The organism is Pseudomonas sp. GW821-FHT03A09 (genome assembly GCF_059421065.1).
The window spans coordinates 317,702-338,304 of the sequence record NZ_JBWKUX010000004.1 but is presented as its reverse complement, the minus strand read 5'-3'; the positions used below and the strand labels follow the sequence as shown (position 1 = coordinate 338,304).

The window sequence follows — 20,603 nt, the reverse complement described above, 5'->3', positions numbered from 1 at the left end:
CTACCCACCTCCTGTCAGCAACACGCCGGTGTACGCAGTCGTATCACCGCCGGGTGTTGGCATCACGGGCTGATCAGCTGATCGCTGTTCCCCTCTGCCCGCCTGAAAAAAACCATTGAACTTCAGCGTTTGCTGAGTCGGCTTTTTTTGCCTGATGACAGGTGGTAACCATGTCTGTTTTTTCGAAACAATCCGTGGCCGCGGCGGCCTCGACGAGCCTGTTCGTGCTGCTATGGAGCAGCGGGGCGATTTTCTCCAAGTTGGGCCTGGCCCATGCATCACCCTTTGCCTTTCTGCTGATCCGTTTTGCCATCGCCCTGGTGGGCCTGGTGCTGTTGATACCCGTGCTTAAACTGAAACTGCCGCGTCCCGGTAAGCCGCTGTGGTACGCGGTGGCGACGGGGATGGTGTTGTTGGGGGCTTATCAGATTTTCTATCTGCTGGCCCTGGATCTCAAAGTCACCCCCGGCGTGATGGCAACCATCATGGGCGTGCAGCCGATCCTTACCGTGGTGCTGATGGAGCGCCAGCGTTCGCTCAGCCGGATGTTCGGTTTGGGGCTGGGGTTGGCGGGACTGATCATGGTGGTCTACCAGGGCATTGGTTTGTCCGGCATGTCCCTGGCGGGGATGCTGTTCGGGCTGCTGGCGCTGGCGAGCATGACCTTTGGTTCGATCATGCAAAAGCGCATCACCGACAACCCGTTGGGCACGCTGCCGGTGCAGTACCTGGCAGGCCTGCTGTTGTGTGCGGTGTTTGTGCCGTTCCAGCCATTCCATTATGAACACAGCGCGGGTTTTTATTTGCCGGTGCTGTGGATGGGCCTGGTGGTGTCGCTGCTGGCAACGCTGTTGCTCTATCGCCTGATCGCCCGGGGCAACCTGGTGAATGTGACCAGCCTGTTCTATCTGGTGCCAGCGGTGACGGCAGTGATGGACTACCTGATCTTTGGCAACAAGCTCGCGTTATTGAGCGTGTTGGGCATGGGGTTGATCATCATCGGCCTGGTTTTCGTCTTCCGTAAAAACTGACGCCGGTTTGTAGTGAGCGGGCTTGCCCCGCGCTGGGTGGTGAAGCCGCCCCAACAAGGATGCCGCGGTGTTTCAGAAAGACCGCGGTGGCTGGGTTCAGGGCGGCTTCGCCCCCCCAGCGCGGGGCAAGCCCGCTCATTACAGTTTTTTAGGGCGCAGTACCAGCCACAACGCTCCGGCAATCAAGATCCCGCCATACAGATGGGCCATCGACAGCGGCTCATCCAGCAGCAATGCCCCCCACAACACCCCGAACGGCGGAATCATGAAGGTCACCGTCATCGACTTCACCGGCCCGATCGACGACAGCAGGCGGAAGTACAGAATGTACGCAAACGCCGTACACACCAGCCCCAGTCCAAGCAACGATGACCAGACCTGCCAGCCGCCCCAACTGGCCGGCGGGTGGCTGATGGCGCTGTAGGCAAAAAGCGGCAGCAGGAACAACGTGGCCCCGAGCATGCTACCCAGGGCGGCGAGCCGGCTGTCCAGCCCGCCACGCTGATCTAGCCAGCGCCGCGCCAGGAAACCGGCGAAACCGTAGCAAGTCGTCGCCAACAGGCAGGCCAGCGCCCCCATCAACAATTCCAGGTCAAACGACACCGGTCCGGCGCGCGTCAGCACGCCAACGCCCAACAGACCCAGGCTGACACCGGCGATTTTGGACGGCGTCAGCCGTTCGCTGAAGAACAGCCCACCGATCAGCACGCCCATCAGCGGCGTGGTGGCGTTGAAGATCGCCGAGTAGCCCGCTGGCAGCACCAGGGCCGCTACCGAGTACAGGGTGGCGGGGATGCCGGAGTTGATCACGCCCAGCAACAGGACGGTCTTGAACTTGCCCTGGAAGTCCCAGTTCACGCGCATCACCGTCAGGATCACCAGCAAACCGGCGGCGGCAATCGACACGCGAAAGAACGCAGTCGGCACCGTGCCGATTTCCGGCGCGATGATGCGCATGAACAGGAAGCTGGCGCCCCAAATGGCAGCCAGCCCCAGCAAATACAGGGTGTCGACAGGTCTCACGGAATACTCCTACCTCAATAAGGCGGCGAGTGTTGCATGAGCGCGTGACGGATTACAGGACAAACCGCGTGACTAAACCATTGAGGTCCACGGCCAGGCGTGACAGTTCCTGGCTGGCCGCCGAGGTCTGGGTAGCGCCGGCGGCGGTTTGGGTGGACAGGTCGCGGATGTTCACCAGGCTGCGGTCCACGTCACGGGCCACCAGCGCCTGTTGTTCGGCGGCACTGGCGATCACCAGGTTGCGCTGGCTGATCTGCGAGATGGCGGCGGTGATTTTTTCCAGCGCGCTGCCGGCACTGTTGGCCCGTTGCAGGGTTTCACCGGCGTGTTCGGCGCTGCTGTTCAGGGCGTCGACGGTGCCTTGGGTGCCTTGCTGGATGCCGTTGATCATCTGTTCGATTTCTTCGGTGGAATCCTGGGTGCGTTGCGCCAGGGAGCGTACTTCATCGGCAACTACCGCAAACCCGCGCCCGGCCTCACCGGCGCGCGCCGCTTCAATGGCGGCATTGAGTGCCAGCAGGTTGGTTTGCCCGGCGATGCCACGAATCACTTCCAGCACTTTGCTGATGTCTTGAGCTTGCAGCGCCAGGCTTTCGGCTTTGTTCGAAGCGCCGAGCACTTCGTCCACCAGACTCTGGATCGAGCTGATGGTTTCGCTGATCTGGTAGTGGCCGTGCTTGCTGTCTTCGTCCGATGCTTTGGACGCCTCGGCGCTGGACACCGCGTTGCCCGCCACTTCATCCACGGCTGCGCTCATCTCGTTCACCGCTGTGGCGGCCTGCTCGATTTCATCGTTCTGTGCTTGCAGGCCTCGGGTGCTCTGCTCCATCACCGAACTCATCTCTTCGGCGGCGGAGGCCAGCTGCTGCGCCGACTCACTGATGCCACGGATGGTGGTCTGCAACTGTTGTTGCATGGTGGCCAGGGCGGTGAGCAATTGCGCCGGTTCGTCTTGGCCGTGAACAGCAATGGATTGACTCAAGTCGCCGGCGGCAATGGTGCGCGCCACGGTCAGGGCCTGGGCGATGGGCGCGGTGATGCTGCGAGTCAGCAGCCAGGCCAGTAGTAACGTGGCGATCAGCGCACACAGGATGATCAGGCCGACCACCCACTGCGCGTTGGCATACACCTGGGCGGCCAAGCCAGCGGCGTCTTCCACGCCTTTCTGGTTGAAGGTGATCAGGTCTTCCAGGCTTTTATTGAGAATCGTGCCTTGGGGCCCGACGCGGGTGGACAGCAGGTCGATAGCGTCTTGTTGCTGGTCCTTGTCGACCAGATCGACCATCTGGCTGACGAGGCCGACGTAAGTGTTCACGTTGCTCTTGAGCTGGTTGAGCATCCCGCGTTCTTCGTCACCGCTGAGCAGGCTTTCGTGGTGCTTGAGAAAGGCCTGCAGTTCGCTGCGCCGGCTCGCGATCAGGTTTTTGCTGTTGTCGCGAATCCGCGATTCGTCGGTCGTTGCCATGCGCATGGATTCCAGGCGGATACTGGCAATGCAAGCGGCGGCATCGTGAATGTTCTCGATGCTTGGCATCCACGAGTCTTCGATGATCAACGCGCTTTCCCGTAGCTTGGACATCTGTCCCAGACTAAACAGCCCGACAGTGACCAACAGGGCGGCCAGCACCCCAAAACTCAGACTGGCACGCAGACCGATTCGCATATTCCTCAATGACATCTCAATGCTCCTTGGACGATTAGAACCTGTTCCCGGATCAGTCTTCTGACCTTGTCAGGGGGGAGAAGGGCGCGCTGTATATCAAAGTGCCATCAATGTGGTAATCAGGGTTTCCCTTATGCGCTATCAAAACGCTTGCATCGGCTCTAGCACGCTGCACTCAGCGCTTTGCCCCCTGACAACGCCAAGCCACGCCGTTACGGGGGCATAGGCTGGGGTGCGGGGCTTTTTGCTGGGTTTGCTGACTGCGTGGTCGAATTGTGAAAGTTAAAAATAAATCCAAGCGTTGAATAAAGTTGTACGGCTGCGCGCGCAAAATCATCCTTCTCCTGCCTCGCTTCACTGGCTAAGCTCAGGGCTTCCAGATACCCGTAGAGGTTTCCCGCATGTCGCAGCACGCCCTCGCAATCGCCCGGATGATCCTCGATGGTTTTGATGATTACCGTGAGCACTTCCGCCGCATCACCGATGGCGCCCGCGAGCGTTTCGAGAAGGCTCAATGGCAGCAGGGGCAGGCGGCGTCGGCGGCGCGTATCAACCTGTATGAAGAAAAAGTGGGCGAAGTCACGGCGCGCCTGCGAGCGGGTTTCGAGGAAACGGTGCTGCTCGAGGTAGACCTATGGCCTCTGGTCAAGAGCGCCTACATCGGCCTGATCGACCTGCGCTTCGACGATGAGCTGTCGGAGACCTGGTACAACTCGGTGTTTTGCGGCCTGTTCAGCCATGACCTGATCAGCGACGGCTGCATGTTCATCCACACAACACGGCCGAGCCTGCGTCGGGCGCGAGCGGCACAAACTCGGCTGTACACGCCGAACGGCAAAATCGCCGAGATGTTGACGCAAATCTTCGCCGACTACCGCTTCAGCGAGCCCTATGCCGACCTGCCCGCCGACCTGCTTCGCTTGGAAGCCCAGCTGCGGGAAAACCTGCCGGATTGGGTATGCAAAGACCCGGACCTTACCGTCGAGCTGTTTTCCTCGGTACTCTACCGCAATAAAGGCGCATATCTGGTAGGGCGCCTCTACACCCGCGATGAACAATGGCCGCTGGTGATTCCGCTGCTGCATCGCGAAGGACGCGGTATTCAGATCGATGCGTTGATCACCGATGAAGCCGACGTGTCGATCATCTTCTCGTTCACCCGTTCCTACTTCATGGTCGATGTGCCGGTGCCGGCGGAGTTCATCGGCTTTCTCAAGCGCATCCTGCCCGGTAAGCACATTGCGGAGCTGTACACCTCCATAGGTTTCTACAAGCACGGCAAGTCGGAGTTCTATCGCGCATTGATCAACCACCTGGCCGGCACCGATGACCGCTTCATCATGGCCCCCGGCGTGCGCGGTATGGTCATGAGCGTGTTTACCCTGCCGGGCTTCAATACCGTGTTCAAGATCATCAAGGACCGCTTTTCGCCGTCGAAAAACGTTAACCGCGCCACGGTGATCGAGAAGTACCGCCTGGTCAAAAGCGTCGACCGGGTTGGACGCATGGCCGACACCCAGGAGTTCGCCGACTTCCGCTTTCCCCTGAGCAAGTTCGAACCCGAGTGCCTGGCCGAGCTGCTGGAAGTCGCGGCGGGTACCGTCGAAGTGGAAGGCGATACCGTGCTCATCCGCCACTGCTGGACCGAACGGCGCATGACCCCGCTCAACCTCTATCTCGACAACGCCAACCCTGCCCAGGTGCGCGAAGCGCTGGAAGACTACGGCCTGGCCATCAAGCAACTGGCGGCGGCGAACATCTTCCCCGGCGACATGTTGCTGAAAAATTTCGGCGTCACCCGTCATGGCCGCGTGGTGTTCTACGACTACGACGAGATCTGCTTTCTCACCGAGGCCAACTTCCGCCACATCCCGGCGCCACGTACTCCCGAGGATGAAATGGCCTCGGAGCCCTGGTATTCCATTGGCCCGCTGGACGTGTTCCCGGAGGAGTTCCCACCGTTCCTGTTTGCCGACGCCGGCCAGCGCAAGCTGTTCGATGAGCTGCATGGCGAGTTGTACAACGCCGATTACTGGAAAGGGCTGCAAGAGGCGATTCGCGCCGGCAAGGTCATTGATGTGTTTCCGTACCGGCGCAAGGAGCGCGATCACTTTTCTTGAACTTGATTTACCGAGCGATCGCCATTCAGAAAACACCCAACTGGCTTTTGGTCGACTTGATGCCCATTTTTTCCAAGTGATCCTGTGCGGGCCTCATATGCTCCTTTTTGGGTAGGTAGTGGCCCGAAGTATTGGATAAGTGAGTTTTCCCCGTCATGGTTTGGTTTAAGTAGCCGGCACTGACGATATTGTTCGACTGACCGGCACCGACGCCCATTTCGGCGATGGCGGGATGGGAAACCATCTTTGGTGCTACATTTTTACTGATGCTGGCGATCGCCATCTGTCCGTCTCCCGTTACGACAAACTTGGTAACCGTATTCGGTGTCTTCGCGATGTTCAGATCTTCTGGCTTTTTTACGTTTGTCACCGTCGCCGTGGGGTTTCGGGGATTTGTAGCCGCTCCCGCCAGATGCAGTTCGGCGTTCAGGTCTTTTGCCTTAGTATTGGGGAGCTTCGGATAGCTCTTGGAGGCGTAGGAAGACCCCGAGGGGGCGGAGGTCCAGGAACTGTTTGCCGAGTAGGATGTAGGTGCAATGTCCTGGTATTTGTTGGCGTAACTATGAAGGTTTTGGGTGGATGCGTTGTAGTAACGGCTGGAGTCAATGGGCATATGAAATTCTCAGATGTTAAAGGTGACATCAATCCGGTTTTTGCGGTTGCGTCACAGGCCGGTCATGAAATTCATTCCTCGTATTGCCTGACTGGTCGTGTGGAAGTTCGAGATTCGATTGGCTGTCAAATTAGTGGGCGGTGTCGAGGACGTCTGGGGAGCTGAGTTGGACGATGGCTTTTCCGTATACGCGGGTGCGAACTCATATTTGGGTGGTGGCTCCGACGCTGTCGAGCGTGGCTGGGCCTGCATGGATGCAGAGTAGCTGGGTAGATAAGGTTGGCTGTTTGTCGAATCTATAGGCATAAAAACTCCGGTTTCATGAGCGATACAGTTATCTGCCAGAGGTTCTGGCTGATTGATTTGGCCCTGTACACGCCACTCAAACCATCGGACTTGCACTGTGAAATGGTCGGATGAGCGACTTTCTTCTGTAAGAAATATGTTCACTCGGAGGCAGACGCGGCCAGTCACCGACTGAGCATCTCCAGAAATGCCGAAATCTGCGACAATTGCTCCTCGTTTTTCCCGCCCACAGTTATGCAGGCGCGCCCTGCCTCACCCAAAAGACCCTTACCACCCTGATGACCGACCAAGCGCCCACTATCGACCAACTGCTCAAGACCCTCGATCACGCCATGCTTGCCGACCGCCACCGCTTGCGGCGGCAGTTGCTTGAGCTGCGCAAGAAGCCCGATGAGGAAAAGCTGGCGCAATGGGTCGCGCGGATGCAGGCGTCCTGTGCCCAGGTTACGGCGCGGCGGGCCAGCCTGCCGGTGATTCGCTATGACGACAGCCTGCCGATCGCCGCCAAGCGCGATGAAATCAAGGCGGCGTTGAACAAGCACCAGGTGCTGATCATTGCCGGTGAGACCGGCTCGGGTAAGACCACCCAGTTGCCGAAGATCTGCCTGGAAATCGGTCGCGGCCAATACGGCCTGATTGGTCATACCCAGCCACGTCGGATCGCGGCACGTAGTGTTGCCAGCCGTGTCGCCGAAGAACTGGCCACGCCATTGGGTGCGTTGGTCGGCTATCAGGTGCGTTTTGAAGACCAGAGCGATTCCAACACCCTGATCAAGCTGATGACTGACGGCATCCTGCTGGCGGAAACCCAGAATGATCGCTACCTCGAACGCTACGACACGATCATCGTCGACGAGGCCCACGAGCGCAGTCTGAACATCGACTTCCTGCTGGGTTATTTGAAAACCCTGCTGCCGCGTCGCCCGGACCTGAAAGTCATCATCACCTCGGCGACCATCGACCTGGAGCGTTTCTCCAAGCACTTTGACGATGCGCCGATTGTTGAAGTCTCGGGCCGCACCTTTCCGGTAGACACGTGGTATCGCCCGCTGACCCTGGAACAGGACGAGGAGGGCAACCGCGTCGAGGACGACCTCACCGTCGACCAGGCGATCCTCGCCACCCTCGATGAAATCGCCGCCTATGAACGCAGCGAGCGACGCAGCCCAGGCGACGTGCTGGTGTTTTTGCCGGGCGAGCGCGAGATTCGCGACGCCGCCGAAATGCTGCGCAAGGCCCAGCTCAAGCACACTGAAATCCTGCCGTTGTATGCGCGCCTGTCGCCGGCCGAACAGCAGCGGATTTTCCAGTCCCACCCAGGTCGGCGTGTAGTGTTGGCGACCAACGTCGCAGAAACCTCGCTGACCGTGCCGGGTATTCGTTATGTGATTGACAGCGGTACCGCCCGCATCAGTCGCTACAGCTACCGCGCCAAGGTGCAGCGCCTGCCGATCGAGGCGATTTCCCAGGCCAGCGCCAATCAGCGTAAAGGCCGCTGCGGCCGGGTTGAGCCGGGCATTTGCGTGCGCTTGTACAGCGAAGAAGACTTTATCGGGCGCCCGGAATTTACCGACCCAGAGATTCTGCGTACCAACCTCGCCGCCGTGATCCTGCAGATGCTGCACCTGCGTCTCGGCGAAATCACCGACTTCCCGTTTATCGAGCCGCCGGATGGCAAGGCTATCAGCGACGGTTTCAACCTGCTGCAAGAGCTGTCGGCGGTGGACCGCAACAGCCAGCTCACGCCCCTGGGGCGCCAACTGGCTCGCTTGCCGGTGGACCCGCGCATGGGCCGCATGTTGCTGGAGGCTGCCAAGCTTGGCAGCTTGCAGGAAGTGCTGATCGTGGCTAGCGCCATGTCGATCCAGGACCCGCGTGAGCGCCCACCGGAACGCCAGCAAGCGGCCGATCAGGCCCACGCGCAATGGAAGGATGCCGATTCCGATTTTGCCGGCCTGGTCAATCTGTGGCGCGGTTTTGAAGAGCAACGCCAGGAGCTCACTGCCAGTCCGCTGCGCAATTGGTGCCGCAAGAATTTCCTCAATTACCTGCGCTTGCGCGAATGGCGCGATTCCCATCGCCAGTTGAGCCTGATCTGTCGCGACATGCAGTTGACCATCAACAAAGACCCGGCGGACTACCCGAAGCTGCACAAGGCGGTGTTGTCCGGCCTGCTCAGTCAGATTGGCCAGAAGACCGAAGACGGTGACTATCTCGGCGCGCGCCAGCGGCGTTTCTGGATTCACCCGTCCTCGGGCATCGGCAAGAAGCGTCCGCAATGGCTGATGACGGCCGAACTGGTAGAAACCACCAAGCTGTATGCGCGCATGGTGGCGAAGATCGACGCGGACTGGATCGAACCGCTGGCTGGGCATCTGATCAAGAAAAACCACTTCGAACCCCATTGGGAGAAGAAGCGCGGCCAAGTGGTGGCGTTTGAGCAGATCACCCTGTTCGGGCTGATTGTGGTCGGGCGCCGCCCTGTGCACTACGGGCCGATTGATCCGGTGGTGTCGCGTGAGTTGTTTATCCGCGAAGGCCTGGTACGTGGAGAAATTCAATCCCGTGCCAAGTGCCTGGTGGCCAACCAGCAACTGCTGGAGCAACTCGACGAACTGGAGGCCAAGGCCCGCCGTCGCGACATCCTGGCCGACGAAGAAACCTTGTTCGCCTTCTACGATGCGCGGTTGCCGGCCGAGATCCACCAGACCGCCACCTTCGACAGCTGGTACAAGATCAATAGCCAGAAAAACCCGCAACTGCTGATCATGCGCGAAGAAGACGTGCTGGCTCGCGAAGCCAGTGAAGTCACAGCCGCGCATTACCCCGACACGTTACATCTGGGCGATCTGGCGCTGGCCTTGAGTTACCACTTCGAACCCAACCACCCGCGTGACGGCGTGACCCTGCGCGTGCCGGCACCGCTGCTGCCAGCCCTGCCGCCGGAGCGTCTGGAGTGGCTGGTGCCGGGAGTGATCGAAGCCAAGTGCATTGCCCTGGTGCGCAACTTGCCCAAGGCGCTGCGCAAGAACTTCGTGCCAGTGCCGGACTTCGTCAAGGCCGCGCTGCAACGTATCGAATTCGGCCAGGGCTCGTTGCCCCAGGCGCTGGGGCGCGAACTGTTGCGCATGACCGGTGCGCGGGTCAGCGATGAAGCCTGGGCGGAAGCGGCACAACAGGTGGAAAACCACTTGAAGATGAACCTGGAAGTGGTCGACGGCCAGGGTAAGTTTCTCGGCGAAGGCCGCGACTTGGCCGAGCTGACCGCGCGCTTTGCCGAGGCCAGCCAGGCCGCATTGGCCGTGCCGCAAACCGCGAAAAGCCAGCAACCGGTGGAAGCCAAGGTGTTTGCGGCGGTGGCCGAGAAAACCCAGCAAAACATCGCGGGCCTGTCGATGACCGTCTATCCGGCGCTGGTGGAGGAAAATGGCACCGTCAAGGAAGGGCGCTTCTCCACCGCCGCCGAGGCCGAGTTCCAGCACCGCCGCGCCCTGCAGCGCTTGCTGATGCAACAGTTGGCGGAACCGGCGAAATTCCTGCGCGGAAAATTGCCGGGGTTGACCGAGTTGGGCTTGATGTACCGCGAATTGGGGCGCGTCGACGCCTTGGTGGAGGATATTTTGCTGGCCAGCCTCGACACCTGCGTGCTGGAAGGCGAAACCAACCTGCCCCGTGACGGCGCAGGCTTGGCTGCATTGGCTGAACGCAAGCGCGGTCATTGGACCGAACATGCAGAGCGTTTGGCGCGTTTGACTCTGGAGGTGCTGAAGCTCTGGCACGGTTTGCAGAAGCGCTTCAAGGGCAAGATCGACCTGGCCCAGGCCGTGGCACTGAACGACATCAAACAGCAGTTGGGCAATCTGGTGTATCCCGGTTTTGTCCGGGAAACCCCGGCGCAGTGGTTCAAGGAGTTGCCGCGTTTTCTCAAGGCCATTGAACTGCGCCTGGAGAAATTGCCGGGCCAGGTGCAAAAAGATCGGGTATGGAGCGGCGAGCTGAGCGGTTTGTGGACACAGTATGAGAACCGTCTGAAAAAACACGCCCAGGAAGGCAAGCGCGACCCGCAGCTGGAGCTGTATCGCTGGTGGTTGGAGGAGTATCGGGTGTCGTTGTTCGCCCAGCAGTTGGGCACCAAAGTGCCGATTTCCGATAAGCGCCTGAGCAAACAGTGGAGCCTGGTGGAGGCTTGAAGCCTTCCTGATTTGTGGGAGGAGGCTTGCCCCCGATTGCGGTGACAGACCGCTATCGTGGGGCAAGCCCCTCCCACATTTAGGTGTTTGTATGGCATATGGCGCCAAATCGCCGGCGTTGTGGCAAACTTCGCCGTTATAAATGCCGGGATCGTCGTCACCACGACGCGATGGAATAAAGCGTTGCCAGTTTGATGTCCGCCGCGCGGCATTGGGCTACTTAAAATGTGGTACGACGGTACCAATATCTTCTGCCTGACAGATTTAGAGGAACGACCGTGCATAACGTCGTCATCAGCGGCACTGGCCTGTATACCCCGGCCAACAGCATCTCCAACGAAGAGCTGGTGCAGTCTTTCAATGCTTACGTGCAACAGTTCAACAGCGAAAACGCCGCCGCCATCGAGCGCGGTGACGTGCAGCCGCTGACTGAATCCAGCGCGGCCTTCATCGAAAAAGCCTCGGGTATCAAGAGCCGCTTCGTGATGGACAAAGACGGCATTCTCGACCCGCAGCGCATGGCCCCGCGCCTGCCTGAGCGCAGCAACGACGAGTGGTCCGTGCTCTGCCAGATGGCCATTGGTGCCGCCGAGCAAGCCCTGCAACGTGCCGGCAAGACCGCCGCCGATATCGACGGTGTGATCGTTGCCTGTTCCAACCTGCAACGTGCTTACCCGGCCATCGCTATCGAGGTCCAGGAAGCTCTGGGCATCGAGGGCTTCGGTTTCGACATGAACGTGGCGTGTTCCTCGGCCACTTTCGGCATCCAGAACGCCGCCAACAGCATCCAGCTGGGCCAGGCGCGGGCGATCCTGATGGTCAACCCGGAAGTCTGCACCGGCCACCTGAACTTCCGTGATCGCGACAGCCACTTCATCTTTGGTGACGCGGCCACTGCCGTGATCCTGGAGCGTGCCGACCTGGCAACCTCCGAGCATCAGTTCGACGTGGTGAGCACTAAGTTGCTGACCAAGTTCTCCAACAACATCCGCAACAACTTCGGCTTTCTCAACCGTACGGCGGAAGAGGGCATCGGTGCCCCTGACAAACTGTTCGTGCAGGAAGGTCGCAAGGTGTTCCGTGATGTCTGCCCGATGGTGGCTGAGCTGATCGGTGTGCACCTGGCGGAAAACCAGTTGAGCGTCACTGACGTGAAGCGCTTCTGGCTGCACCAGGCCAACCTCAGCATGAACCACCTGATCGTGAAGAAACTGCTGGGCCGCGAAGCCAGCGTGGAAGAAGCCCCGGTGATTCTCGATACCTATGCCAACACCAGCTCGGCGGGTTCGGTGATTGCGTTCCATACTTACCAGGACGACCTGCCGAAGGGCTCCGTGGCGGTGCTCAGCTCGTTTGGCGCTGGCTATTCCATCGGCAGCGTGATCCTGCGCAAACGCTGACTTACCGGTTTGTCACGGTCCAATGTGGGGACTGTTGGCTTGCTTGCAATTGCATCACCGCGGTGTGACTGATACACCAGGGTGCCTGTATCGCAGGCAAGCCAGCTCCCACTGGTATCGGGGTTCCACGGTGAAATTGAGGTAGACAATGGCAGCAGCGGACGACGCGCACCTGCTTGAACGACTGCTCAAGGGTGAGCAGCGGGCCTACAAGGAATTGGTCACCACTTACCAGAGCGCGATGCGGGCGGTGGCCTATGCCATCGTCGGCCAGCGCCACGCCGACGAAATTGTCCAGGATGCCTGGCTGTCGGTGGTGCGTAACCTGGCCAAGTTCGAAGGGCGTTCCAGCCTCAAGACCTGGCTGCTGACCATTACCGCCAACGCTGCCAAGGGGCGCTATAAACAAAATCGCCGGGAAGTCTTGCTCGACGATTTGCCTTCGCCCCACGGCACCATCGGCGATGATCGCTTCGTACCCGACGACGGCCACTGGGCCGTCGCCCCCTTTGCCTGGCATCAAGACACCCCGGAAGCCTTGTTGACCGAGGATGAGCTGCGCAAGTGCCTCGAGCATACGATTCTGAGTTTGTCGGAGCTGCAAAGCAGCGTACTGGTACTGCGCGAACGCCAGGGCCTGGAGTTGGAGGAGATCTGTAATCTTCTGACGCTCTCACTCTCCAATGTCCGTGTGCTGTTGCATCGAGCACGGCTTAAAGTCTTCGCCACGGTGGAGCATTTTGAGGAAACGGGCGAATGTTGACCTGTAAAGAACAAGTGGCGCGATCCAGTGACTACCTCGATGGGCAACTGACCTTTCGTGAGCGTCTGCTGGTGCGTCATCACCTGATGTTCTGCCCTAACTGCCGGCGATTTATCCGTCAGATGCGCTTGATGCAGGCGACGTTGAAGATCTTGCCGGAAGAACCGGTAAAGGATGCTGATGCGTTGGCTGAGCGGCTGGCTGCCGAACGGCTGAAAGATCAGTAGAGGCGGGGCAAAGGCAGACTCGCGTGGGGGAGTCTAACGGATGATGGGGATCGACCCACCCACGCAAGGCTGTTGAAACCACCTTGGGCCGTCCTGGCCCAAGGCTTGTTACACACACATTTAGAACTTGGCTTCAGCATCCAACTGCAAGGTGTTGGTGTTGGCATCACGCTGGGTACGGCTTGAGTAGTCGGCCTTGGTCAGGAAGTAAGTGGCACCGAGGGCAAAGTTCTTGTCGATGTCGTAGCTGACCTTGAACTTGTGACCGCGCGAACCTGTGGTGCCGTTGGCGAAGTCCGAGTCGGTGAAGGCGCCGACCACGGCGTCTCGTTGAATGTCGCGGTAGTTGTAGTCCAGGTTGAAACCGAACACCTTGGACTTGGCACCCAGCAGCCAGGCGGTGTCCTGGTCGGTCACGGCATCATTGTTTTTCACGTACTGACCATAAAACGCCAGGGGTACAGCCAGGCCGCCGATGTCGGCTTGGGCAAAGCCTTCATACAGACGGAATTGGTTGTTGGCCGAGTTGCCGTTGACCGCCAGTGCGCAAGGCGTGGTGGTCGTGGTGCAGCGGCTGTCTTTATCGTTCTGGTAGGCGTAGACGCTGCCGCCCAGGGTCATTTTCAGGTTGTCGGTGACCGAGAAGCGCGTACCCAACTGACCGGACGTCAGGCGCAGGTCGTGGCGGAACTGCACGCCGTCGCCATCCACGTTGTCCTTGAGGTTGTAGTTACCGATGCTGCCGAACAGTTCGGCGCTGCTACCCAATGGGTATTTGTAGGTCAGGGCCAGACCTTCCGGGTTGATGTCGCTATCCCAGATCACGTCGCCCATGTTCACCCACGGCTGGAGCATTTTGCCGCCGATCACGTGCAGGTTCTTGATCTGGTCCGGGTGGTAGTCGATGTAGCCGAGGTCCAGCCAGATCGACTTCTTGTCGAAGTAGTTGTCCTGGTCCTGGTTGGTGGAGCGGGCATCGTCGCTGCTGCCGGTGGCAATACGGATGCCAGTGTCCACTTGCGAGTTGATTTCGGTGTAGGCACCCAGGCGGGCACGGATGCGCTGGCGGTCTTTGTCGCGGCCGCCGTTGTTGGATTCGCCCTGGATCTTCACGGTTTCCTGACGGAAGCGTACGTCACCCTTGAACTGGGTCTTGGCGGCCCAGGCCAGCTTCTGGTCGAACACGCTCAGGTCGTTGGTTTTTTTCGCGGTGGCCGCGATCTGCTCGTTGGTCTCTTGTTGAGCTTGCTGTGCGATCTGCTTTTCTTTCTGGTCTTTGGCCAATTCCGCTTGCAGTTCAGTGTACTGCGCCGCAGTGATCTGGCCGTTGGCCTTGAGCATGTCGAGCAATTTAGCGTCGACTGCGGCGCTGGCAGGAACGCTCAGGGCCATCAGCAGGCCGCCGCACAGGACCGCCGCAGTTTTAGTGGAAGCAAGACGCATATCAATCTCCGAAAGTGAGGAGGGATGGCAAACCATCCAGGACACAACCGACCGATGACGGACGGAAAATAGCCGCCTTATAGAACCGGGCGCTCTAAAAACAGGCGTCAGTATCGCGATGGTTTATGACGGAGTAGTGGCTAAGTGATTTCATCTAGATGACAAATTATTTAAGAATGGAACTAATTGTTTCGACCTTTGTCTGGCTCGTTTCGAGGTGTGCCCAGGGCCGCGATAGGCGATACTCGCCGGGCTTTCACGCCCCGCAACAGTGAGGATGCCGATGCCGCTGCAACGTCTGGACAACCTGTCCGAAATCACCCCAGAGGTTTGGGATGCGCTAGTACCGCAGGCCCAACCTTTTGTGCGGCATGCGTTCCTGAGCGCACTGGAAGACAGCACCAGCCTGGGGCCGCAGTCTGGCTGGCAGCCGGAACATTTGCTGCATTGGGAGGGCGATCGTTTGGTTGCGGCATTGCCCAGCTATCGCAAATGGCATTCCTATGGCGAGTACGTGTTTGATCACGGTTGGGCAGATGCTTGTGAGCGCGCGGGCATCGATTACTACCCCAAGTTGCTGACGGCGGTGCCGTTCAGCCCGGTCAGTGGGCCGCGCTTGCTGGCGGCGAATGTGCAAGATGGTTTTGAGCTGCTCAATAGCCTGCCCGGCTACCTGGAAATCGAAGGGCTCTCCAGTGCCCATATCAATTTCACCGACCCGTTGGCCGACGATGCGTTGGCTCAACAGTCGGGTTGGCTGCAGCGCCTGGGTTGCCAGTTTCATTGGCAAAACCGTGGCTATCGTGACTTCCAGGACTTTCTCGATGCCCTGAGTTCACGCAAGCGCAAGCAGATGCGCAAAGAGCGCGAACAAGTAGCGGGGCAGGGTATCGAGTTCGAATGGCTGCAAGGCCATGAGCTGAGCGAAGCCCAGTGGGACTTTGTCTACGCTTGCTACGCCAATACCTACGCAGTCCGCCGACAATCACCCTATCTGACCCGTGCATTCTTCAGCCTGCTGGCCGAGCGCATGCCCGAGGCGATTCGCGTGGTACTCGCCAAACAAGGTTCACGTCCGGTAGCCATGGCGTTCAGCCTGATCGGCGGGGGCAGCTTCTACGGCCGCTACTGGGGTTGCCTGGCGGAGTTCGACCGACTGCATTTCGAGACGTGTTTCTATCAGGGTATGGACTACGCCATCGCCCATGGTGTGCAACGCTTCGACGCCGGCGCCCAGGGCGAGCACAAGTTGATTCGTGGTTTTGAGCCGGTGATTACCCATTCATGGCACTACCTGCGCCATCCTGGGTTGAAGAATGCCGTGGAGGATTTTCTTGAGCGTGAACGCGTAGGCATTGCGGCGTATGCCGAAGAGGCGAGGGCAGCTTTGCCTTACCGGCAGATATAAGGAAGTGCCGATGTCTGTAGTGAGCGGGCTTGCCCCGCGCTGGGGGGGGGGGCGAAGCCGCCCCAATACGACCGCCGCGTTGTGTCAGGTAGAACGCGGTGGTAGGTTTTAGGGCGGCTCCGCCCCCCCCAGCGCGGGGCAAGCCCGCTCACTACAAGTAACGGGTTAACCGCGCTGATTATCCTTAACGAAAAGCCCCGCCTTACCGGCAGGGCTGAACGCGTTTAGGTTATACCGTCTCTTCTTTGCCCAGCCAGCGATAAACCACACCGCCGACTACTGCGCCAAGGATCGGCGCCAGCCAGAACATCCACAACTGCTGGATCGCCCATCCACCGACGATCAATGCCGGGCCGGTACTGCGGGCCGGGTTGACTGAGGTGTTGGTGACGGGGATCGAGATCAGGTGGATCAGGGTCAAGGCCAGGCCAATGGCAATCGGCGCCAAACCCGCAGGGGCACGGCGGTCGGTGGCGCCGAGGATGATCAGCACAAACATCGCTGTCATCACCAACTCAGTGACAAAGCCTGCCGCCATCGAGTAACCACCCGGTGAATGCTCGCCATAGCCATTGGAAGCCAGGCCGCTGGCCAGTTCAAAGCCCGGTTTGCCGCTGGCAATGAAGTACAACAGTGCAGCGGCGACGATGCCACCGATGACCTGCGCCACGATGTAGGCCGGTAACTCCTTGGCCGGAAACCTTCCGCCCACTACCAGCCCAACCGATACTGCCGGGTTCAGGTGACAACCGCTGATATGACCGATAGCAAAGGCCATGGTCAGCACGGTGAGCCCAAACGCGAGGGCCACACCGAGCAGACCGATCCCGACGTTGGGAAATGCTGCGGCCAACACCGCACTCCCGCAGCCACCCAGCACCAGCCAAAACGTACCTAACCCTTCCGTAACGGAACGTTTGAACAAAGAAGACATGAACACGTCCTTAGTAGATTGCTCTATCTAGTTAACTGGTCGGTGATGCGTCCTTGCAGTCTTACGTCAGGACCTTCCTGGTTCCTGATTGCAGTACAGCAGGATTGTGGCGCATGACCAGTGCGATAGAGAAAACTGTCAAAATTGTTCGGATTTGGGGAGGCAGTCATGACCGGCTGAGGTCAGTCGATGCCTACAAAACCTCCCGTCTGGTGCTGCCACAGCCGCGCATACAATCCGCGATGAGCGAGTAACTCGGTATGGTTGCCGCTTTCGGCAATCTGCCCCTTTTCCAGCACCACCAGCCGGTCCATCCGAGCAATGGTCGAGAGTCGGTGGGCGATGGCGATCACGGTCTTGCCTTGCATCAGGGTCTCGAGGCTTTCCTGGATCGCCGCTTCCACTTCCGAATCGAGGGCCGAGGTGGCTTCGTCCATGATCAGGATAGGAGCGTCCTTGAGCAGCACTCGGGCAATCGCAATCCGCTGGCGCTGGCCGCCGGAGAGTTTCACGCCACGTTCGCCGACATGGGCATCCAGGCCGGTGCGGCCCTCGGAGTCCGACAGCAGCGGGATGAACTCGTCTGCGCGCGCCTTGTGTACTGCGGCCCAGAGTTCTTCGTCGGTGGCGTCGGGCTTGCCGTACAGCAGGTTGTCGCGGATCGAACGGTGCAGTAATGAGGTGTCCTGGGTGATCATGCCGATCTGTTCGCGCAGGGATTCCTGGGCTACCTCGGCGATGTTCTGGCCGTCGACCAGGATGCGCCCGCCTTGCAGGTCGTATAGGCGCAGCAGCAGGTTGACCAGGGTCGACTTGCCGGCGCCCGAGGGGCCGATCAAGCCGATTTTCTCACCGGCTTTGATCTCAAGGTCCAGGCCGCCAATGATTCCGCTCTTTTTGCCGTAGTGAAAATCCACCTGCTCAAAGCGCACTTCACCGCGGGGCACCGTCAGACGCGGGGCGTGGTCACGGTCGATCACGGCCAGCGGCTGGGCAATGGTTTTCAGGCCGTCTTGCACCATACCGATGTTTTCGAAAATGCCGTTGACCACCCACATGATCCAACCGGACATGTTGACGATGCGAATCACCAGGCCGGTGGCCAGGGCAATGGCGCCGACGGAAATCAGCGACTGGGTCCACAGCCACAGGGCCAGGCCGGTGGTGGTGACGATCAGCAGGCCGTTCATGGTGGTGATGACCACGTCCATGCTGGTCACCACACGGCTGGCCAGCTGGGTTTTTTCGGTCTGCTCGATAATCGCTTCCTTGGCATATTCCTGTTCGTACCGGGTGTGGGCGAACAGTTTCAAGGTCGTGATGTTGGTGTAGCCATCGACGATCCGTCCCATCAGTTTGGAACGTGCCTCGGAGGAAATCACCGAGCGTTCTTTTACGCGCGGAACGAAATAGCGCAGTGCCAGGCTGTAGCAGATGATCCAGGTCACCAACGGGATCATCAGGCGCCAGTCGGCTTCGGCAAACAACACCAGGGAACTGATGGCGTAGATCGCCACGTGCCAGATCGCATCCACCGCCGCCACGGCAGAGTCGCGCAAGGAGTTGCCGGTTTGCATGATGCGCTGGGCGATGCGCCCGGCGAAGTCATTCTGGAAGAAGTTCAGGCTCTGCTTGAGCACGTAGCTATGGTTCTGCCAGCGGATCAGGCTGGTCATGCCGGGGCTGATGGTCTGGTGCACCAGCAGGTCATGCAAGGCGCCGAAAATCGGACGCAGCAGCAAGGCGACCACGGCCATCCAGATCAGCTCGGTGCTGTGGATCTGGAAGAAGTTGGCAGGCGGTGTGCCCTGTGCCAGGTCGATGATGCGACTCAGGTAGCTGAACAGCGCCACTTCAATCAGTGCACCGATCAGGCCCACTACCAGCAAGGCGGCGAAATGCGGCCACACCTGGCGCAGGTAGTAGAGGTAGAAGGGCAGGACTTTATCGGGAGGGGCCGCGCTGGGTGCGTCGCGGAAGATATCGATCAGTTGTTCAAAGCGACGATAGAGCATTAAGTTTGACGCCCGCCGTGCGGGCTCTCCTTTCAAATGTGCGCGCGGCCTTGTAGGCCACGCGCGGAGCTGCCTGCAGACCTCAGTCGATGCGCTTGGCCGACTTGATCACAACAGGGTCGATTGGCACATTCTGCATGCCTTGTTTGGTGGTGGTCTGGGAGTTGACGATGATGTCGACGACGTCCATGCCCTTGACGACCTTGGCGAACACCGCGTAACCGGCGTCACGGCCCGGGTCGAGGAACGCATTGTCAGCCACGTTGATGAAGAATTGGCTGGTGGCCGAGTTCGGGTCATTGGTGCGAGCCATGGACAAAGTGCCACGTACGTTATGCAAGCCATTGCTGGCTTCGTTCTTGATCGGCGCTTCGGTCGGCTTTTGCGACATCTGCGCGGTGAAACCGCCGCCCTGGACCATGAAGCCCGGGATCACACGGTGAAAAATCGTGTTGGTGTAGAAGCCCTTATCGACATAGGCCAGGAAGTTCTTGGTGCTGATTGGTGCCTTGACCGGGTCCAGTTCGATTTCGATCTGGCCGTTGGTGGTATCGATCAGTACGTGAGGCGCCTTGGCGGGTTCGGCGGCCATCAGGTTGGCAGCGAACAGAACGGAACCGGTAAAGAAGGCGATTTTTTTCAGCATGGGTCAGTGATCCTGGGTAGTGGTTTCGACTGTCTTTAGAAAATCGAGCAAGGTGGCATTAAAGACTTCGGGTTGATCCAAGGGCGTGGCATGGCGGGAATCCTTGATCACCACCAGCCGCGCATTGGGCAGCAGTTTTACATAGTTTTCTTTCTGCGCCACGGGGGTGTAGTCGTGGTCGGCGCTGATGACCAGGGTTGGACAGGGAATCCTGGAAAGTTGTTCCTGTACGCCCCAACCTACAATTGCGTCGAAGCTGGCGAGATAAGCACGTTTGTCGTTTTTTGCCCAGCGTTCGGCCATCTTGTGTCGCAGGTCTGCCTGGTGCGGTTTGGGGAATAGCCGGTCACCGAGGGCTTTGCCAATGGTGGCCAGGCTGAGCAGGCGTGCCAGGCTCCAGCGCTTGGCCCACTGCCAGTAATCATCGGCACTGCGCACCTTGACCTCGGGCGCGCTGTTGACGATGCACAGGCTCTTGACCAGGCCGGGCTCGTCCACCGCCAACTGGAAGGCGATCATGCCACCCATGGACAGGCCCACCACATGGGCGGGTGGCAGGTTCAGGTGTTCGATCAGGGCGATCAGGTCGAAGGTGAAGCCAGGAATGCTGTAGCGCTCACGGGGTTTGTCCGAGCGCCCATGACCACGCACGTCCACCACGATCAGGCGGTAATGTTTGGCCAGTACCGGAATCTGCAACTCCCAATCCTGGCTGCTGGAGCCAAGGCCATGGATCAGGATCAGCGGAGCGCCGTGCCCATATTCCTCGTAGTGCAGGCTGCAGCCTTCGTGATCGAACCAGGCCATGGGTGAACTCCGTT

At 59.4% G+C, this 20,603-nt stretch carries 15 protein-coding genes; 7 read left to right on the top strand and 8 right to left on the bottom strand.

The features are described 5' to 3' along the window. Positions 1 to 170 precede the first annotated feature (170 nt). Positions 171 to 1,031 (top strand): DMT family transporter, encoded by an 861-nt coding sequence (locus AC07V4_RS09420; protein ID WP_431752489.1) that lies wholly within the window; start codon positions 171 to 173, stop codon positions 1,029 to 1,031. A 138-nt stretch (positions 1,032 to 1,169) separates the two neighbouring features. On the opposite strand, the gene AC07V4_RS09415 is transcribed toward AC07V4_RS09420, so the two are convergent. Then, entirely contained in the window at positions 1,170 to 2,054 is an 885-nt protein-coding gene (locus AC07V4_RS09415) for a DMT family transporter (RefSeq protein WP_492635839.1), read from the bottom strand. 52 nt (positions 2,055 to 2,106) lie between these two features. After that, positions 2,107 to 3,717, bottom strand: coding sequence for a methyl-accepting chemotaxis protein (locus tag AC07V4_RS09410; protein ID WP_495029362.1), 1,611 nt, complete (start codon positions 3,715 to 3,717; stop codon positions 2,107 to 2,109). 401 nt (positions 3,718 to 4,118) lie between these two features. Here AC07V4_RS09410 and aceK point away from each other — a divergent pair, with 401 nt between their 5' ends. Further along, on the top strand, positions 4,119 to 5,837 hold the full coding sequence (gene aceK, locus AC07V4_RS09405) for a bifunctional isocitrate dehydrogenase kinase/phosphatase (protein WP_492635841.1): 1,719 nt from the start codon (positions 4,119 to 4,121) through the stop codon (positions 5,835 to 5,837). A 25-nt stretch (positions 5,838 to 5,862) separates the two neighbouring features. Here aceK and AC07V4_RS09400 read toward each other — a convergent pair whose 3' ends face one another. Next, the gene (locus tag AC07V4_RS09400; RefSeq protein ID WP_492635842.1) at positions 5,863 to 6,450 is read right to left on the bottom strand and encodes a hypothetical protein; all 588 of its coding nucleotides are present in this window, start codon (positions 6,448 to 6,450) and stop codon (positions 5,863 to 5,865) included. Positions 6,451 to 7,034: 584 nt separating this feature from the next. On the opposite strand from AC07V4_RS09400, the gene hrpA reads away from it, so the two are divergent. The 4 genes from hrpA to AC07V4_RS09380 all read left to right on the top strand — a co-directional run bounded on the left by hrpA (position 7,035) and on the right by AC07V4_RS09380 (position 13,336). After that, the gene (gene hrpA / locus AC07V4_RS09395) at positions 7,035 to 10,946 is read left to right on the top strand and encodes an ATP-dependent RNA helicase HrpA (protein WP_492635843.1); all 3,912 of its coding nucleotides are present in this window, start codon (positions 7,035 to 7,037) and stop codon (positions 10,944 to 10,946) included. A gap of 278 nt (positions 10,947 to 11,224) precedes the next feature. Beyond that, complete coding sequence (locus AC07V4_RS09390; RefSeq protein ID WP_492635844.1) at positions 11,225 to 12,346, top strand: beta-ketoacyl-ACP synthase III; 1,122 nt, start codon at positions 11,225 to 11,227, stop codon at positions 12,344 to 12,346. A 148-nt stretch (positions 12,347 to 12,494) separates the two neighbouring features. After that, on the top strand, positions 12,495 to 13,109 hold the full coding sequence (locus tag AC07V4_RS09385) for an RNA polymerase sigma factor (protein ID WP_492635845.1): 615 nt from the start codon (positions 12,495 to 12,497) through the stop codon (positions 13,107 to 13,109). Continuing rightward, positions 13,103 to 13,336: an anti-sigma factor family protein gene (locus AC07V4_RS09380; protein ID WP_438866291.1), complete on the top strand. Its 234-nt coding sequence runs from the start codon at positions 13,103 to 13,105 to the stop codon at positions 13,334 to 13,336. Before AC07V4_RS09385 ends, AC07V4_RS09380 begins: the two co-directional genes overlap by 7 nt. A 120-nt stretch (positions 13,337 to 13,456) precedes the next feature. On the opposite strand, the gene AC07V4_RS09375 is transcribed toward AC07V4_RS09380, so the two are convergent. Continuing rightward, on the bottom strand, positions 13,457 to 14,779 hold the full coding sequence (locus AC07V4_RS09375; RefSeq protein WP_431749922.1) for a putative porin: 1,323 nt from the start codon (positions 14,777 to 14,779) through the stop codon (positions 13,457 to 13,459). Between the two features lie 283 nt (positions 14,780 to 15,062). Between AC07V4_RS09375 and AC07V4_RS09370 the strand changes: the two genes are divergently transcribed. Further along, positions 15,063 to 16,187, top strand: a complete 1,125-nt coding sequence (locus AC07V4_RS09370) for a GNAT family N-acetyltransferase (RefSeq protein WP_492635846.1) — start codon at positions 15,063 to 15,065, stop codon at positions 16,185 to 16,187. Positions 16,188 to 16,416: 229 nt separating this feature from the next. Here the strand turns inward: AC07V4_RS09370 and aqpZ are convergent, their stop codons facing one another. From aqpZ to AC07V4_RS09350, 4 genes are all read right to left on the bottom strand, one after another. Continuing rightward, positions 16,417 to 17,121, bottom strand: coding sequence for an aquaporin Z (aqpZ, locus tag AC07V4_RS09365; protein ID WP_431749918.1), 705 nt, complete (start codon positions 17,119 to 17,121; stop codon positions 16,417 to 16,419). A gap of 182 nt (positions 17,122 to 17,303) precedes the next feature. Further along, positions 17,304 to 19,136, bottom strand: a complete 1,833-nt coding sequence (locus AC07V4_RS09360; protein WP_492635847.1) for an ABC transporter ATP-binding protein — start codon at positions 19,134 to 19,136, stop codon at positions 17,304 to 17,306. Between the two features lie 82 nt (positions 19,137 to 19,218). After that, positions 19,219 to 19,782, bottom strand: a complete 564-nt coding sequence (locus AC07V4_RS09355; protein WP_492635848.1) for a peptidylprolyl isomerase — start codon at positions 19,780 to 19,782, stop codon at positions 19,219 to 19,221. Positions 19,783 to 19,785: 3 nt separating this feature from the next. Then, the gene (locus AC07V4_RS09350) at positions 19,786 to 20,589 is read right to left on the bottom strand and encodes an alpha/beta fold hydrolase (RefSeq protein ID WP_492635849.1); all 804 of its coding nucleotides are present in this window, start codon (positions 20,587 to 20,589) and stop codon (positions 19,786 to 19,788) included. Positions 20,590 to 20,603 lie beyond the last annotated feature (14 nt).